Below are 15089 nucleotides of genomic sequence, written 5' to 3'. Positions count from 1 at the left end.
CAGGTTGAGAGCCCTGACCGTTTTTCGGTCGGGGCTTTCCTTGTTTAACAGCATTGTTTGTGGTGCTGGTGCTGGTGCTGGTGCTGGTGTTGTGAGTGTTGGTCTCATCCTGGAGGGTGGGGCTTTTGCTGTTTAACCCGGGGCTGTGGGGGTGTGTGCTGGCGCGGCTGTGCCTTGCCCTGGATAGGCGTGGGGCTTTTACTGTTTAACCCGGCTCGCGGGGTCTGTACTGCCGCAGCTATGGCCTTGCCCTGAACAGGGGCGAGGCCTTCGCTGTTTAACGCGCTGGTTGGGCTGTTGGTGAGATACCGCTGCCAGGCCTGGGACGTGTGGGTTTTCTGTTTAACACCTGCGAGTGCTCCAGACAGTGATAGGGGAGCACGGCCGCTTCCGCGCGGACGTATGATGCGGAGGCCAGGGAGGCCAGGGAGGCCAGGGAGGCCAGGGAAGCCAGGGAGGCTCGGTATAGGTATGTACTGCTTGGGGGCGTGTGTCCGCGAGAGGGCAGGGTGTGTCTGGCGTGAGTAGGGCGCGTGCCTGGTGCGCGCACCCTACTTATCCGCGACGCAGGGATGCCGGGAAGAAGAACTCCCGGAGCCTAACCGGCACGGGTCGGGTCGTACGCAGCGCGCGGGCGAGGTCCCGCACAATCGGCCGGAAACCTCCGGCACCCTGAACCGGCGCGCCCGTTGCGTCGCGGCCGTAGCTTCCGCCTCCGGCCCCCTGTACCGGTGCCCGCGTCCCGCCGCGGCCGTAGCTTTCCCTTTCGAGTGCATGCAAGAGGTCCGCACAGCCGGGCTGCTCGGTGGACATCGTGGCCTGGAGCCTGGCTGCGAAATCGCGTGCTGTTTCGCCCGCGATCGGGGCGAGCCCGAGGTCGGTAGCTGTCGCCTCCAGCTCGGCCCACGCCGCACCTGCAGGGGTGCCGTCGCGGGCACCGTGACGATAGCGTCGCTCGCGCTGCCACATTCGGGCGATGGTCTGACCGAAGATCAGAACGAGCAGAACCAGGACCCCCAGCACAGATACGCCGATCGGGCTAGACACCGTGCCTGCGGAGGAGCCTCCGGGAGCCTGGGTGGGGCTGTTGGAGGCCGACGGGACCGGGGCGGCGGTGGGCACGGGAGCGGCGCTCGGGGCGCTGGTGGGAGCGGCGGTGGGTGCCGTGGTGGGAGCGGTTGTCGGATTCGGAGCCGCCTGTGCAAACTGCGCGGGGACCCCGCGACTCGTGGTGGGTTCAAACGAGATCCACCCGGCACCCTCGAAGTAGAGCTCCGGCCAGGCGTGAAGCTGTTGTGAGGTGACACGATATGTCTGTTGGCCGTCATCGTTCAGCCCATCGGCGGTTCCGGGAAGATAGCCCACCGCAATGCGCGCGGGGATCCCCATCAGCCTGGACATGACCGTCATCGCCGAGGAGAAGTGAACGCAGTATCCGGTTTTACGCTCAAGGAAACTCGCGATAACCTCGCCTGCCGACCCATCAAACCCCTTCTCTACCGGGGCAGATTCGGAGTAGGTGAAGTCGTTGCGGAAGTAGTCCTGCAGCGCCATCGCACGGTCATAGTCGGTGGTGGCACCGGCGGTCACCTCGTTCATGACCGCGGTGATCGAGGCCGGGAGATCATCGGGAAGCGAACGGTACCGCGGATCGATCGCGCTTGTGCTTCCCGGCACAGCCGCGCGTAACTGCTCGGCGCTGGGCTCCACCTGCGTGCTGGTGACGGTGTACCGCTCGGCTCGTGTGTTGGTTTCGTTGCTGTAGGCGGCCAAGCTCGGCAGCTCCCAGTTCCAGTCGCCGATGAGTCCGGTCACACCATCTGGCGCATAGGGCAGCGGAAGCCAGTTTGTGGACAGGGAATCGATGGAGATTGTGGTGGTGACCCGGGCGGTTGGTGTCTCCGCGTCGAGGCCCGGGGGCGCGGGGAACTCTACGACGCTGGAGTTTGGCGCTGCCTCGAAGGGGCGTGGCTGCCAGAGGGTGCGATCCAAATCGTCGATGGTGAAGACGCGGAGATAGAGCGGGATCTCCGAGGTGGTGACGTAGGTCAGCGCGACGGTGTTGGCACCACGACGGAGGTCGTCACCGAGGGTGATCATCGGGTTGATACCCGTCTCAAACGGCCCGGCCTGATTGCCGATGGCCAGGGGCTTGCTGCCCACGGTGGCGGTGAGCGCGGGGGCGGCGGTCAGCGCGGTGATGACCGCGATCGCGGCCACCGGGATCGCGATGGGACGAAACCATCCACCGTGTTCGGCGGAGGGGGAGACCGGGCGGGTGAGTGTCAGCAGAAGCAGGATCGAGAGCGCAAATGCGGTGAAGGAGGCCACATTCAGCGTGGGGGTGATGACCAGCTGAGGTGCCGCGTAGACGGCCACCGACAGCAGGATGGCGAACAGGGGAAGGCCCGCGATCAGGACCAGCGCCGCCGAGACAAAGGCAATCAGGAGAACGGCGAGTGTGATCAGAAAGCGGAATCCGTCGCCGGGGAGAAGCGGGGCGGCCCCCGAGAGCATCTCATCCAACCCGGCCGAGGTGAGCGAACCAAAGGAAATCAGCGTCCCGGGCAGCGGAAGAATGCCCAGCAGAGCATTCCCGGGGCTGAATGCCAGGGTGAGCCCGGCGAGCCCGGTGAGCGCGCCGGCGGCCCACGGAACCACCGCGCGCAGGATGCGAGACGTTCTCGCGGCGGGGCGATCCATCCAGAGTCTGAGGGCCACGATGACGCCGTACATGATCGTGGCGATGACCAGCGGGACCATGATCCACGTTGTGCCCAGGAAGATACTTCCGAAACCACCCAGACCGGTTGCCACCAGGAGCAGGGTTGCCACGGCCTGGATACTCGGTCTGAGCCGGTCCATCGTTCGCGGGCGTGACGTGGGCACGGACTCGGGCCTCATCGTTTCGCCCCCTCACGCGTCCGCCGGAGAGGCTCCGGGGAGGGCATGTCCACGCAGACCCAGCCTGCCGTCTCGAGGATCGAACGCGTCTCGACCGGCAGATCGGCGACAAGCAGCGCGGTGCCGGAATCAATCTTGGCGCACAGCGCCGCGTACTCGGCCGCCACCTCGGGAGTCACCCGACCGAGAACCGCGATCACCGCATGCCGTCGCGAGAGTGTCGAGTGCAGCGCACTCACCGGCACCGAATGGGTGGAGGGCTCGGCCCGGGCCAACGCCAGCAGCGCGGGTTCGGCCGAGGCGCTGGTGGTTTCACGGCCACGCGTGGTGACCACGGTGCCGCCGGTGCAGAGCACGGGACGCCAACCGTGAGCGGCCGCGTCAATCGAGGCGGTGGCCGCAAGTGAGACCGCCCACTCAAACAGCGGATCGTACCCATCGCGTGCCCCGGCCGCCCACTCATACATGGGTTCAAACGAGGCACGCGCCGGCGGGCTAAACCAGTGCTCGGCATCGGTATCGAGGACCACGTACAGCGTCGGCGACGGGGTGGACTCCTCCTGACGAACCATCAGCTCGCCGTGACGCGCACTCGCGCGCCAATTGACACGACGAATGGAATCCCCCGGGCGATATGCGCGAGGAATCGGATCGTCCAGGCCCGACTCGCCGCGACGAGATACCCGGCCGGCCTGGCCGTCCGCACCCTGCGTGCGCAGGCCTCCGAAGGGCACATGGGTGGCTGGACGCGGCAGGACCGTAATCTGATCGGTGCCGCCAAAATGCCGACGCACGCGGACTAGGCCAAACGGGTCCCCGATGAGTGCCTCGACCGGACCGAGCGTGTGCACGCCGCGACGCTGGGCGCGAACCGTGGTGCCGCCGGTGAAAGCTGATCCGCCGCCGGGCAGTACCACGCGGGTGGTGGGTGTCTCCGGCACCAGCTCGTCACGGGGGAGCGCCGAGGGAAGCAGATCGTGCCAGTCGGAGACCGCCACGCGATGGGCACCGGGACCATCCAGACGTACACGAATGTGCATCCGATCATCCGCGGTCAACGTAGAAATCGGGTGCACCCGCTCGACCCGCACCGATCCGATCGGCCACAGACCGATGAGCACCGCGAAGGGGAGCAGTGCCGCAAGCAGCAGGCCGGCGGCCATGAGCTGCACCGAGCCCAGTGAGGTGGCCGACACAAAGAGCAGGATTACCACGATGAGCAGTCCCCACCCTCGCGATGTGAGGGCGAAGCGCGCGTTGTGTCGGGAGTGCCGCCGCGGCGCGCGTGCCACGCTAGACCGCCTGCCCCGAGTGCGGGACCTGGGTGACACGGAGAATGTCGCGCAGGATCTCATCGATGGCCGTACCGGTGTGGACATCGTGCTCGCCAGTACCCCGTCGAGCCGGGATCAGACGGTGAGCCAGCACCGGAATAGCCAGCGCGGCAATGTCATCGGGGAGGACAAAATCGCGTCCATCCAGCGCCGCCCGGGCCTTCGCCGCGCGCACCAGCTGGAGGGTCGCTCGCGGGCTGGCACCAAGCTTGAGGTCCGGATGTTCCCGGGTTGCCCGGATCAGAGCCACCGTATACGCCTCGATCAGCGGGGAGACAAAGACGTGCTGGGCCCAGGAGATGAGCTGTTCGAGTTCGGCCCGGCTGATGACCGAGGTGATCGAGTCGAGAGGGTTGGTGGTGTCGCGCTGGCGCAGCATCTTCATCTCGGCGTCCGCATCCGGATATCCCATTGAGATCCGCAGCATGAAGCGGTCCCGCTGAGCCTCGGGCAGCACGTAGGTGCCCTCCATGTCCAGCGGGTTCTGGGTGGCGATCACCGTAAAGGGATGGGGGAGAACGTGGGTGTGCCCATCGCTGGTCACCTGGCGTTCGGCCATGGCCTCCAGGAGCGCCGACTGGGTTTTGGGGGAGGCTCGGTTGATCTCATCGGCAATCACAATATGGGCAAAGACGGCCCCGGGTTTGAACTCAAACTCCCCACGTCCGGCATCGTAGATGGACACACCGGTGATGTCGGCAGGCAACAGATCGGGGGTGAACTGGATGCGCCCCACTGTGCAGTCCACACTCGCGGCGAGGGCGCGGGCGAGCGCGGTTTTCCCCACCCCCGGCACGTCTTCGATGAGCACGTGCCCCTCGGCGAGGAGCGCGATCAGCGCGAGCTGGGCGGCCTCGGGTTTACCGTCGATGACGGTTTCTACGCGTTCCAGGATGCGCTCGGCGGAACCCTGAAAGGCATCCGCAGTCTGCGGGGGCGACGCGGTGGGGGGCTGGTTCATGTGAGCTCTTCCGGGTAGGCGTGGCCGGTGGGGTGCTGGTTCATGCGAGGTCCTCCGGATAGGCGCGACCAACGGGGGCCGGAACCGGGACGGCGTGGATGCGATCAAAGCGCAGGGCATTGACGGCTAACGCGGCGAAGACTCCGAGAAAGCCGAGAATGGTGAAGGGATAAGACAGCGATCGCAACGTTTCGTGTACCGGCTCCCAGGGATTGGGGGTGTCCGGGAACGACTCCTGGTAGTAGCCGCCGGACAGACTCATCATGCTCTGCGCAAAAACGCCGTAGATACCCAGGACCAGTGCAACAATGCCCACGGTCCAGAGCGTGATCAGCCACGGATTTCGACGTCGCTTGGGTGTCACATATTCCGCAAAGTCCAGGGAATCCTCCGGAGGCTGGCCCCAGGTCTGGGGGGATCCGGCGTGTGTGGCCGCCGGCGTGGCCGGGACCGAGGGGGTGGGTGCGGAGGCCCGCGCGGCCGGGGCGGGCTCCTGGGCGCGTGTTACCGGTGCCGTCGAGGACGGTGCGGGAATGAGGGATTCGGGTGCCGGTGCCGCCGCCGAGATTTCCGTTTTAGCCTGGGATTTTTTGGGTTCACGGATGCCCGTCGAGCTGGCATACCCGCGTTGGAATGCCGGGTCGTATCGTGAGTCCACCACGGAGTCTCGCTTCCCGCCGCGACCGCGCGGCATAGGTTCGGATTGCCCCGATCCTAGCGTCCACTTCTGTCAGCCTCCAGGAAACGAGCTTTGGGGCGTGCCGTGGATGGCCTCGGATGGAGTGCACGGATGACCCGAGGATCCCGGATCGAGTCGCCGGTCGTGCCCACGACGGTAGGATCGAAACGCCCCCGCACGCGTCTTGCCCCGCGCGTTCGACTCCCCTAACTAAAGGACATGCCCACCGTGACCCTGCGCCCCTGGACCCGCCGCGCCCTGACCACCCTTGCCGGTGCCGGACTCGTTCTCACCCTCGCGGCATGCGGAGGGCCCGCCGGTGTGGGCGGTGCGGCGGCGAAGGATGACGCGTCCGGACCCGAGTTGAAGATTGCCATGATCACCCACTCGGGTGCCGGCGATACGTTCTGGGACATCGTGCGCTCGGGTGCCGAGGCCGCGGCGAAGAAGGACCATGCCGAACTGCTGTACTCCTCCGACCCCGACGGCGCCCGCCAGGCACAGCTCGTGGATCAGGCGGTGGACCAGAAGGTTGATGGCATCATCGTGACCCTCGCCAAGCCCGACGCCGTCGCCTCCTCGGTGAAGGCGGCCGTGGCCGCGGGTATTCCGGTGGTGTCGATCAACTCCGGTGAGGACGCCTGGCAGGCCCTCGGTGTGCTGGCCCACTTCGGCCAGAATGAGACCATCGCCGGCGAGGCGGCCGGAACCAAGCTGGACGAGCTCGGGGCCAAAAAGGTCGTGTGTGTGGTGCACGAGCAGGGCAACGTGGGCCACGAGGCCCGCTGCGATGGCCTCGCCAAAACCTTCACCGGCAGTGTCGAGCGCCTCTACGTCAACGGTCAGGACATGACCAACGTGGCCTCTACGATCACCGCCAAGCTGCAGACCAGTCCCGACATCGACTATGTGGTCACCCTCGGCGCCCCGTTCGCGATGTCCGCGATCGACGCGATCGCTGATGCCGGCAGTTCGGCGAAATTGGCGACCTTCGACCTCAGTGCCGACGCGGTGAATGCGATGAAGGCGGGCAAAATCCAGTTCATCGTGGACCAGCAGCCCTACCTGCAGGGATATGAGGCGCTGGATAACCTGTGGCTGTACAAGACCAACGGCAACATCCTCGGCGGCGGCAAGACCGTGCTGACCGGACCGCAGATCCTGACCTCCGCCGACGCCGACAAGATCGCCGGCTTCGCCAAGAACGGTACCCGCTAATTTGAGTACCGGTGATCTGATTCGCGACGAGCGGGTGCGCGGCCGCGGACTGTTTGAGCGCGTGTTTGTGCGACCCGAAATCGGGGCGCTCGCCGCGGCCCTGGTGCTATTTGTGGTGTTCGCCGCGGTATCGCCGGTCTTCACCCAGCCCGCATCGCTGGCCACCATCCTGTACGGGGCGTCGACCGTGGGCATCATGGCCGTCGGGGTCTCGCTGCTGATGATCGGCGGCGAGGTGGACCTCTCGGCCGGCGTGGCCGTGACCACCAGCGCCCTGACCGCCGCGCTGATCGCCTACTGGTTTGGCGGCAACATCTGGTGGGGTGTGCTGTTCTCGCTGATCGCCGCGCTCGCGGTGGGCGCGCTCAATGGGTGGCTGCTCACCCGGACCCGGCTGTCGAGCTTCATCGTGACGCTGGCGTCCTTCTTTATGCTCACCGGTCTGAACCTCGGTGTCACCCGGATGCTGACCGGCGGGGTCGCCACCCCCTCGATCGAGGCGGCGCCGGGCTATGAGCTGGGCCGAGAGATCTTTGCGGCCGACGTGCCGGTGTTCGGAATTACGATCAAGATCACCGTGTTTTATTGGATCGCGCTGGTGATCATCGCCACCTGGATTCTGCGTCGCACCCGGGTGGGTAACTGGATTTTTGCATCCGGCGGTGCCCCGGCGGCGGCCCGTGCCTCGGGAGTCCCGGTGCGCGCCACCAAGATCGGCCTGTACATCGGCGTGGGCTTCTGTGCCTGGCTATTGGCCATGCACCAGCTGTTTGCGTTTAAAACCGTGCAGTCGGGGGAGGGCATCGGGAACGAGTTCCTCTACATCATCGCCGCGGTGGTGGGCGGCTGCCTGATGACCGGCGGCTACGGTTCGGCAATCGGGGCGGCGATCGGCGCACTGATCTACGGGATGGCGCTCAAGGGTGTGGTTTACGCCGAGTGGAGCCCCGACTGGCTGAAGTTCTTCCTCGGCGCGATGCTCCTGGCCGCGACCGTGTTCAACGTGTATCTGCAGCGCCGCGCGGCCCGAGGGAGGATCCGATGAATGCCCCGCTGCTGAAGCTGACCGGTGTGGGTAAGACCCACGGCAACGTGATTTCGCTGACGGATGTGGACCTCGAGGTGCACGCCGGCTCGGTGACCTGTGTGCTCGGCGATAACGGTGCCGGCAAGTCCACCCTGATCGGGATCATCTCCGGCAACCACGCCCCGGACTCGGGGACCCTGGAGATCGATGGGATCCCCACGCGGCTATCCTCGCCCCGGCAGGCCCTGGAGCGCGGCATCGCCACCGTCTACCAGGACCTTGCGGTGGTGCCGCTGATGCCGATCTGGCGCAACTTTTTCCTCGGACAGGAACTCACCCGCGGATGGGGTCCGCTGAGCCGGCTGGATATCGCCACGATGCGAGAGATCACCCGGCGGGAGCTGGCCGGGATGGGTATCGACCTGCGTGATGTTGACCAGCCCATCGGGACCCTTTCCGGCGGGGAACGCCAGAGTGTGGCGATTGCCCGGGCCGTGTACTTCGGTGCGCGCATCCTCATGCTTGATGAGCCCACCGCGGCGCTCGGGGTGAAGCAGTCGGCCCTCGTGCTGCGTCATATCCGGCACGCGCGTGAGCGCGGACTCGGGGTTATCTTTATCACCCATAATCCGCGTCACGCGATGCCGGTGGCCGATCGATTCCTGATCCTGGGACGCGGCCGTACGATCGGAGCGTTCCCGCGTGAGGAGGCCAGCATCGAGCGGATCACCGCGCTGATGGCCGGCGGAGACGAGCTGGACGAGCTGCTGCGCGAGCTGGATCAGGACTAGCGCACTGAGCCAGGATGCAGGCGGCCGCGCGAGGAGATCGGTCTCCGGGAGCGGGCGGCTGCCACGGGACTAAACCCGGTCGCGGTGGCGCACCAAAAACTCGACCGCCGCGTCCTTGAAGGCGCGGGCACCCACGGCGTTGAGGTGACCCCGGCCGGGGATCTCCACAAACTCCGCCCCGGCATCCGCGGCAAGGGCCCGGCTGCCCGGTGCCACCGCATCCTTCTCGCCGGTGGCCAGCAGCATCGGTGGGGTGGGGGCCGCCCCCAGGGCCGCATGCTCGCCCCCGCGTACCCCCTCCACCACGGCGATGAGCGCGTCCAGCCGGTTTCCCGGGACCCCCTCGGCCATGCGGACATAGCCGGCGGTCAGCGCATCCTCGATCGGGGTGCCGTGGTCGCGGTAGGCATAGGCCGCGGGGGCATCAAAGGTGGTGAGCGGGTCGCCCTCGGGCATGCCGCCGAGCACCAGGTCGTGCAGCAGTTCGGGACTCTCTCGGCCCAGTCGCCATCCGGTGCGAGCACCCATCGAATAGCCCAGGTAGTGGGCGCGTGCGACGCCGTGGTGGGCGAGGACCGCGCGCGCATCCGAGGCAAATAGGCCCAGGGAATAGCGGGCGGGATCGGTGGGAGCGTCGGAGGATCCGTGCCCACGCAGGTCGAAGGCCAAGACCGAGAAGCCGGCGCGGGTGAGTTCACGCGTCCATCCACTCAGCTCCCAGTTCAAAAAGGCGTGGGAGGCGAAGCCGTGGACCGCGAGCACCGTGGGGGCGGTTGGATCCCCGTATCGATAGGTGGCCAGGCGCAGCTCATCGGCGGTGGTGACATACTCGGTCGGGACGCTCGGTTCGGTGGGAATCAGCATGCCGCGCCTAGCCCGCGTGCCGCTCGAGGAACTCGTACACCTCGGTATCATCCACCCCGGGGAAAGTGCCGCTGGGCAGCGGGGAGAGGATGTGCGCGTGCAGGCGTGCGCTGGGCCAGGACTTGTCCTGCCAGCGGTTTACCAGGTCCTTGGCCGGGCGGCGGCAGCAGGCGGCGTCCGGGCAGGTGCTGGTCGCGCGGATCGAGGTTTCGCGCCCGCGGAAGTACTTGGACTGGTTGAACGGAACGCCCACCGAGATCGAGAACTCACCCGCGTCCGTGGACCCGGTCTGGGTGGCACACCAGAAGGTCCCCGCGGGGGTATCGGTGTACTGGTAGAACTCGGTGGTCCGGTTGGTGCGCTCAAACGCGGCCCGGGCGGCCCAGTGCCGGCAGATGATCTGGCCCTCGACGGCACCGGTGATGTCGGAGGGGAGGGGGAGACCGTCGTTGGCGAAGACCTTGGCCACCGCACCCTGCTCGTCCACCCGGAGGAAGTGCAGCGGCATTTCCAGCTGCGAGGTCATCAGGTTGGTGAGACGAATGCCCGCGGCCTCATGGGTCACACCAAACGCATCGCGGAAGTCCTCCACCGCCAGGTTGCGCTCACGCTTGGCGGCCTGGAGGAAGGAGACGGCGGCAGTCTGCGGCATCAGGCAGGCGGCGGCGAAGTAGTTGATCTCCATTCGCTGCAACAGGAACTGCGCGTAGGAGGTGGGACGGGTGTGGCCCAGCAGGCGGTGCGCCATCGCCTGCAACGCCATCGAGCGTAGGCCGTGCCCGCCGGGGATCGAGGCCGGGGGCAGGTAGATGCGACCGTTTTCCAGGTCGGTCACCGAGCGAGCCGAGTGGGGGAGGTCGTTGACATAGATGAGCTCGAGTCCCAGCTGCTGGGCCATGATCGACACCGTGCGGTGGGTGATCGCGCCGGCCACGTGGCCACTGGCTCGCACCCGTTCCTCGGCGATCTTCTCGATTTCGGGGAGGTAGTTATCCACCGCCCGCATCTTCTCGCGCAGCTCGGTGTTGGCCCGGCGGGCCTCCTCGGGGGTGGCCACCGCCTCGGTCGCGCGCCGCTGAAGCTCGTGGTGCAGTCCGACGATCGAGGCCAGGGCATCGTCGGCCAGGCCACGGGTCACCCGGATGGGCGGCAGCCCCAGCTCGGTGAAGACCCCGAGCTTTTGCGAGCGTTCCAGCTCAATCTCCAGCGCCGCCCGCGGAGACGGAGCCTCCGAGGTGAGGAGATCGGCCAGATTGAGGCCCAGCGTCTGGGCGATCTGCTGGAGGGAGGAGAGCTTGGGCTCACGCTTTCCGTTCTCGATCAGCGAGAGCTGACTCCCGGCCAGGCCCACCGATTCCCCGAGCTGATCGAGGGTCAGGCCGCGGGCGGTGCGGAAGTGTCGGATCCGTTTGCCAAGGGTCGCAAGATCTGCGGAGATACCGGTCATCTCTTCATCATAGGGAAAGAATCACGGTTCTTAACACCAAATTACAGCCGTTTTCTTCGATTTATCGCCTCAGGATGGGGTTAGTGGTGAAACTTACACCGCATCCACTCGGCCGAAGGAGACCGTGAGATGACGATGATCGACCAGCGACACGATGCCCAGACGAAGACCGAAGCTGTCCGTGGAACCGGCCACGACAGCGCCTTCACCGGAGACGCCGCGACGTATCCCGCGGCCGTTGGTGTGCCCGCGGCGCTCGCCGAGTGGGTCGCCACGATTGCCGCGCACACCCGACCCGACCGCGTGGTGTGGTGGACCGGAACACAGACCGAGGTCGCCGCGCTGCAGGATGAACTGGTTGCCGAGGGCAAGCTGATCCGGCTGAACCCGGAGCTGCGTCCCGACTCGTTCCTTGCCCGCAGCAACCCGGATGATGTGGCGCGGGTGGAATCCCGCACGTTTATCTGTAGCGAGAACCCCGCCGACGCCGGCCCGACTAACAACTGGCATGAACCCGCCGCGATGCGTGCCGAACTGAGCGCGCGCTTTGCCGGCAGCATGCGGGGACGCACCATGTTTGTGGTCCCGTTCAGCATGGGGCCGGTGGGCGGTCCGCTCTCCCGGGTGGGTGTGCAGCTCACCGATTCGGGGTACGCGACGCTCTCGATGACCATCATGACTCGGACCGGATCCGCGGTGCTGGACGAGATCGAACGCGGTGCCGACTGGGTGCGCGCAATCCACTCGGTGGGTGCGCCGCTGCTTCCCGGTGAGGCCGATGTGGCCTGGCCCTGCAACCCGGAGAAGTACATCGTTCAGTTCCCCGAGACCCGCGAAATCTGGTCCTTCGGGTCCGGCTACGGCGGCAATGCGCTGCTGGCAAAGAAGTGTTTTGCGCTGCGGATCGCCAGCGTTCAGGGCCGGGACGAGGGATGGCTGGCCGAGCACATGCTGCTCATGCGGCTGATTTCGCCCGAGGGGCGTGCGTTCCACATCGCCGGAGCCTTCCCCTCGGCCTGCGGTAAGACAAACCTGGCCATGCTGCGCCCGGATCTGCCCGGCTGGCGGGTGGAAACTCTCGGTGACGACATCGCCTGGCTCCAGCCGCGGCAGGACGGCCGGCTCTGGGCAATCAACCCCGAGGCCGGGTTCTTCGGGGTTGCACCGGGCACCAATGCCAAGACCAACCGGGCTGCCATCGAGATGCTGGCCGCACACACGATCTTCACCAACGTCGCGCTGACGGCCGAGGGGGATGTGTGGTGGGAGGGCCTGACTGATGTGCCGCCCGCGGGCATAACCGACTGGCAGGGTAACCCGTGGGACCAGTCCGCCGGGACCCCGGCCGCGCACCCCAACGCCCGCTTCACGGTGGCCGCCGAGCACTGCCCGACCGCCGCCGAGAAGATCGGTGAGGCCGTGCCGGTGGACGCGATCCTGTTTGGTGGCCGTCGCGCCAGCACCGTACCCCTGGTCACCGAGGCGCGGGGGTGGGCACACGGGGTCTACCTTGGTGCCACGATTGCCAGCGAAACCACGGCCGCGGCCGAGGGTACCACCGGCATCGTGCGCCGTGATCCCTTCGCGATGCTGCCGTTCTGCGGCTACCACGTGGCCGATCACTGGGCACACTGGCTGCGCATCGGCGAGCAGCTGGATCCCGACCTAGCGCCGCGGATGTACCGGGTCAACTGGTTCCGGCGCGACGCCGAGGGCGGATTCCTCTGGCCGGGGTTCACCGAGAATGCGCGGGTGCTGGCCTGGATCGCCGGACGCATCTCCGGCGAAGCCGAGGCGAACGAGACGGCTATCGGGTCGGTCCCGCTCACCGCGGACATCGCCGCCGAAGGGCTGGATGCGGACCGTCTCAGCCGGCTGCTGACGGTGGATCCGGTCGAGTGGCGCTACGAGGTTGAGCGCGAGGCCGAGTTCTTTGGCGGGGTGGGGAACCGGTTGCCGGTGGAACTTTCGGGCCAGCTGGCCGAGGCGCGCATTCGGATCGCCCGGGCGTTCGGATGATCGTCTTGGTGGTTCGGGTGTTTGCGATGGGGGTCCGCCGGGCCCGCGACGCCGGACGCGAGTAAACCATGACTACGCCGGGTACCCACGGGGGTGGGTGCCCGGCGTAGTCGTGCCTGGCGTGTGGTGTACCCGTGGGGTTTAGGGAGTCAGCGCGTTGTAGCGCAGTCGCGGCGGTGCCGATACGTGCACCGAGCACAGCTCGCCCGCCGACCCGGCGTAGGGGAATGCGGTGATCAGGTGGATGCCGCGGGAATCTTCGAGGGCGTAGGCCAGCGCCGCGGGTCCGGCCGCGCCGGGGCGCGCCTGGTAGAGCAGGGTGTGAGCGGCCAGATCCGGGGTGATCTGCTCGCGCAGGCGCAGCAGGTCGCCCCGGCGCGGACCGCCCGAGAACAGCGGCAGCAGCACCTCGGTGAGACGGGCCAGAGGCGTGGATTCTCCGTCCTCGGGACGGAAGTGGGTCGCCGGGAGGCCGAGCGCTCCGGCGAGCTCGCCGTCGATCCACCGTTCACGCTTGGTGCCATAGGGGGTCTGCACCGGCGCATACAGGTAACCGTATACGTGCAAGAGACCGGCGTTAGCTTCGGGCGCGGTGGCGGGAAGCCCGGCGCGAGCGCTCAGAACGTTGAGGACTGGAGCGGCGAGCACCGCGGAACCCACGTTCTCATCGACCGCGGTGGAGCGGCCCCAGTGGGCAAAGACGCCGGCGGCGCGGTCGCGATCCAGGGCATCGGCAAGCCAGGGCTGGGCGCGGAAAAGATCCTCGGCGAGGCTGAGCGGGGTGGCTTCGGCCAGCGCGGTGAGGTGGAGCGAAAGATCCTGCAGATGGGCGTGCAGGGCGGCGGTGTCCGTGGGGTTCGTACGCAGCGTGGAGTGCGCCGCGGACCCGTCGGTCGGGGACGGCGCGAGGGCGGTGGTGCGCGATGCCGCGGTGCCGAAGAAGTGCTTCATGAACTCATGCTAGGTGGAGCATGCTGGGGGACCGCCCGCTCACGCCGATCGGCCGTCACACGTTCACGACCCGTTCACCCACTCGTGGTCATTTCGTCCATTTTAACTTCTTAGTCTGGACGCATCGTCCACAAGGAGAATTGTGATCCCCACCCCCACCCTGATTTTTGACTTTGATGGCACCGTTGCCCTCGGCACCGGTCCGGTCCGAGCCTACGCCGTCGCCGCGGCCACCGGAATCCCCGCCGAACAGCGCGCCGACTTCCTGACCCGGGTCCTGGATGAGCACACCGATCCCGAAGCCCTGGACGGCTACGACCGGGTCGCCCGGGCGGCCCGCCTGCTCGGCGTCGGTGAAGACGAGCTCTCCGCCGCCTACCTGCATTCACGCGGCGTGCTCGGCGGTGCCGAGGCACCGATCCTCGCCCCGCGCGGATTCCGGGAATTCCTGGAACAGGCCCGGACCCACGCCGAGATCGTCCTGGTCACCAACGCCCCCGCCGCGGGCATCGACCGGGTCCTGCAGACCCTGGGCCTCGCGCCGCTGTTCGACCGGGTTGTCACCCAGGCCGGCAAACCCGCCGGGTTCCCGGCCATCCTCGATGAGCTGGGTGCCAGCCCGCTGCCCGAGCGATTCACCGCCGAAGCCAGGGACCAGAACGCCTCCGCCGCCGCGGCCGAACGCGGACCGGTCCTCTCGATCGGCGACATCTGGGAAAACGACCTCGCCCCGATTCGCGAGCGCGGCCACCACACGGCCCTGGTGGGAACCCGCCGTCCCGCCGAGGCCACCCCTGATCTCGCGGCCGAACGCCTGGAGAGCCTCTACCCCGAGCTGCTCGCCTGGGCCCGCGGCGAATTCATCGCCGCCCACTAAACCTCTACCCCCCTCCC

12 protein-coding genes are annotated in these 15089 nt (G+C 67.2%); 5 read left to right on the top strand and 7 right to left on the bottom strand.

The annotated features are described in order from the left end of the window. Window positions 1-555: 555 nt before the first annotated feature. The 4 genes from D9V34_RS15310 to D9V34_RS15295 form a co-directional block, all read right to left on the bottom strand. Window positions 556-2835: a transglutaminase TgpA family protein gene (locus tag D9V34_RS15310; RefSeq protein WP_183091998.1), complete on the bottom strand. Its 2280-nt coding sequence runs from the start codon at window positions 2833-2835 to the stop codon at window positions 556-558. Between the two features lie 65 nt (window positions 2836-2900). Next, window positions 2901-4118, bottom strand: a complete 1218-nt coding sequence (locus tag D9V34_RS15305) for a DUF58 domain-containing protein (RefSeq protein WP_183091997.1) — start codon at window positions 4116-4118, stop codon at window positions 2901-2903. A gap of 79 nt (window positions 4119-4197) precedes the next feature. Further along, complete coding sequence (locus tag D9V34_RS15300; RefSeq protein WP_121689344.1) at window positions 4198-5199, bottom strand: AAA family ATPase; 1002 nt, start codon at window positions 5197-5199, stop codon at window positions 4198-4200. A 40-nt stretch (window positions 5200-5239) separates the two neighbouring features. Further along, on the bottom strand, window positions 5240-5860 hold the full coding sequence (locus tag D9V34_RS15295; RefSeq protein WP_147441710.1) for a hypothetical protein: 621 nt from the start codon (window positions 5858-5860) through the stop codon (window positions 5240-5242). A gap of 237 nt (window positions 5861-6097) precedes the next feature. Between D9V34_RS15295 and D9V34_RS15290 the strand changes: the two genes are divergently transcribed. From D9V34_RS15290 to D9V34_RS15280, 3 genes are read left to right on the top strand one after another with little or no spacing between them, the layout of a single operon-like run. Further along, the gene (locus D9V34_RS15290; RefSeq protein WP_121689342.1) at window positions 6098-7096 is read left to right on the top strand and encodes a sugar ABC transporter substrate-binding protein; all 999 of its coding nucleotides are present in this window, start codon (window positions 6098-6100) and stop codon (window positions 7094-7096) included. Between the two features lies 1 nt (window position 7097). Then, a complete protein-coding gene (locus D9V34_RS15285; RefSeq protein ID WP_030149083.1) occupies window positions 7098-8141 on the top strand; it encodes an ABC transporter permease in 1044 nt (347 codons plus the stop codon). Continuing rightward, complete coding sequence (locus D9V34_RS15280; RefSeq protein ID WP_121689341.1) at window positions 8138-8914, top strand: ATP-binding cassette domain-containing protein; 777 nt, start codon at window positions 8138-8140, stop codon at window positions 8912-8914. The genes D9V34_RS15285 and D9V34_RS15280 overlap by 4 nt, the downstream gene beginning before the upstream one ends. Window positions 8915-8983: 69 nt before the next feature. Here D9V34_RS15280 and D9V34_RS15275 read toward each other — a convergent pair whose 3' ends face one another. Continuing rightward, window positions 8984-9778 carry an alpha/beta fold hydrolase gene (locus D9V34_RS15275; protein ID WP_121689340.1) on the bottom strand — a complete coding sequence of 265 codons (795 nt, stop codon included), beginning with the start codon at window positions 9776-9778 and terminating at the stop codon, window positions 8984-8986. A gap of 7 nt (window positions 9779-9785) precedes the next feature. Next, window positions 9786-11225 (bottom strand): XRE family transcriptional regulator, encoded by a 1440-nt coding sequence (locus tag D9V34_RS15270; RefSeq protein ID WP_121689339.1) that lies wholly within the window; start codon window positions 11223-11225, stop codon window positions 9786-9788. A 129-nt stretch (window positions 11226-11354) separates the two neighbouring features. Here D9V34_RS15270 and D9V34_RS15265 point away from each other — a divergent pair, with 129 nt between their 5' ends. Then, entirely contained in the window at window positions 11355-13244 is a 1890-nt protein-coding gene (locus tag D9V34_RS15265) for a phosphoenolpyruvate carboxykinase (GTP) (protein WP_245992044.1), read from the top strand. A gap of 141 nt (window positions 13245-13385) precedes the next feature. Here the strand turns inward: D9V34_RS15265 and D9V34_RS15260 are convergent, their stop codons facing one another. Continuing rightward, window positions 13386-14195 carry an amino acid deaminase gene (locus D9V34_RS15260; protein WP_121689338.1) on the bottom strand — a complete coding sequence of 270 codons (810 nt, stop codon included), beginning with the start codon at window positions 14193-14195 and terminating at the stop codon, window positions 13386-13388. Between the two features lie 142 nt (window positions 14196-14337). Here D9V34_RS15260 and D9V34_RS15255 point away from each other — a divergent pair, with 142 nt between their 5' ends. Further along, entirely contained in the window at window positions 14338-15072 is a 735-nt protein-coding gene (locus D9V34_RS15255) for an HAD family hydrolase (protein WP_183091996.1), read from the top strand. Window positions 15073-15089 lie beyond the last annotated feature (17 nt).

Source organism: Mycetocola lacteus, assembly GCF_003667575.1.
Taxonomy (GTDB): Bacteria; Actinomycetota; Actinomycetes; order Actinomycetales; family Microbacteriaceae; genus Mycetocola; species Mycetocola lacteus.
Note: the sequence above shows the minus strand (reverse complement) of the source record. Positions and strands in the feature narration are given on the sequence as shown.

Bases quoted from the DNA above. Each gene is read 5' to 3' on its own strand.
- D9V34_RS15300 (WP_121689344.1), bottom strand. From the start codon at position 5,199: ATGAACCAGCCCCCCACCGCGTCGCCCCCGCAGACTGCGGATGCCTTT.
- D9V34_RS15290 (WP_121689342.1), top strand. From the start codon at position 6,098: ATGCCCACCGTGACCCTGCGCCCCTGGACCCGCCGCGCCCTGACCACC.
- D9V34_RS15280 (WP_121689341.1), top strand. From the start codon at position 8,138: ATGAATGCCCCGCTGCTGAAGCTGACCGGTGTGGGTAAGACCCACGGC.
- D9V34_RS15275 (WP_121689340.1), bottom strand. From the start codon at position 9,778: ATGCTGATTCCCACCGAACCGAGCGTCCCGACCGAGTATGTCACCACC.
- D9V34_RS15270 (WP_121689339.1), bottom strand. From the start codon at position 11,225: ATGACCGGTATCTCCGCAGATCTTGCGACCCTTGGCAAACGGATCCGA.
- D9V34_RS15265 (WP_245992044.1), top strand. From the start codon at position 11,355: ATGACGATGATCGACCAGCGACACGATGCCCAGACGAAGACCGAAGCT.
- D9V34_RS15260 (WP_121689338.1), bottom strand. From the start codon at position 14,195: ATGAAGCACTTCTTCGGCACCGCGGCATCGCGCACCACCGCCCTCGCG.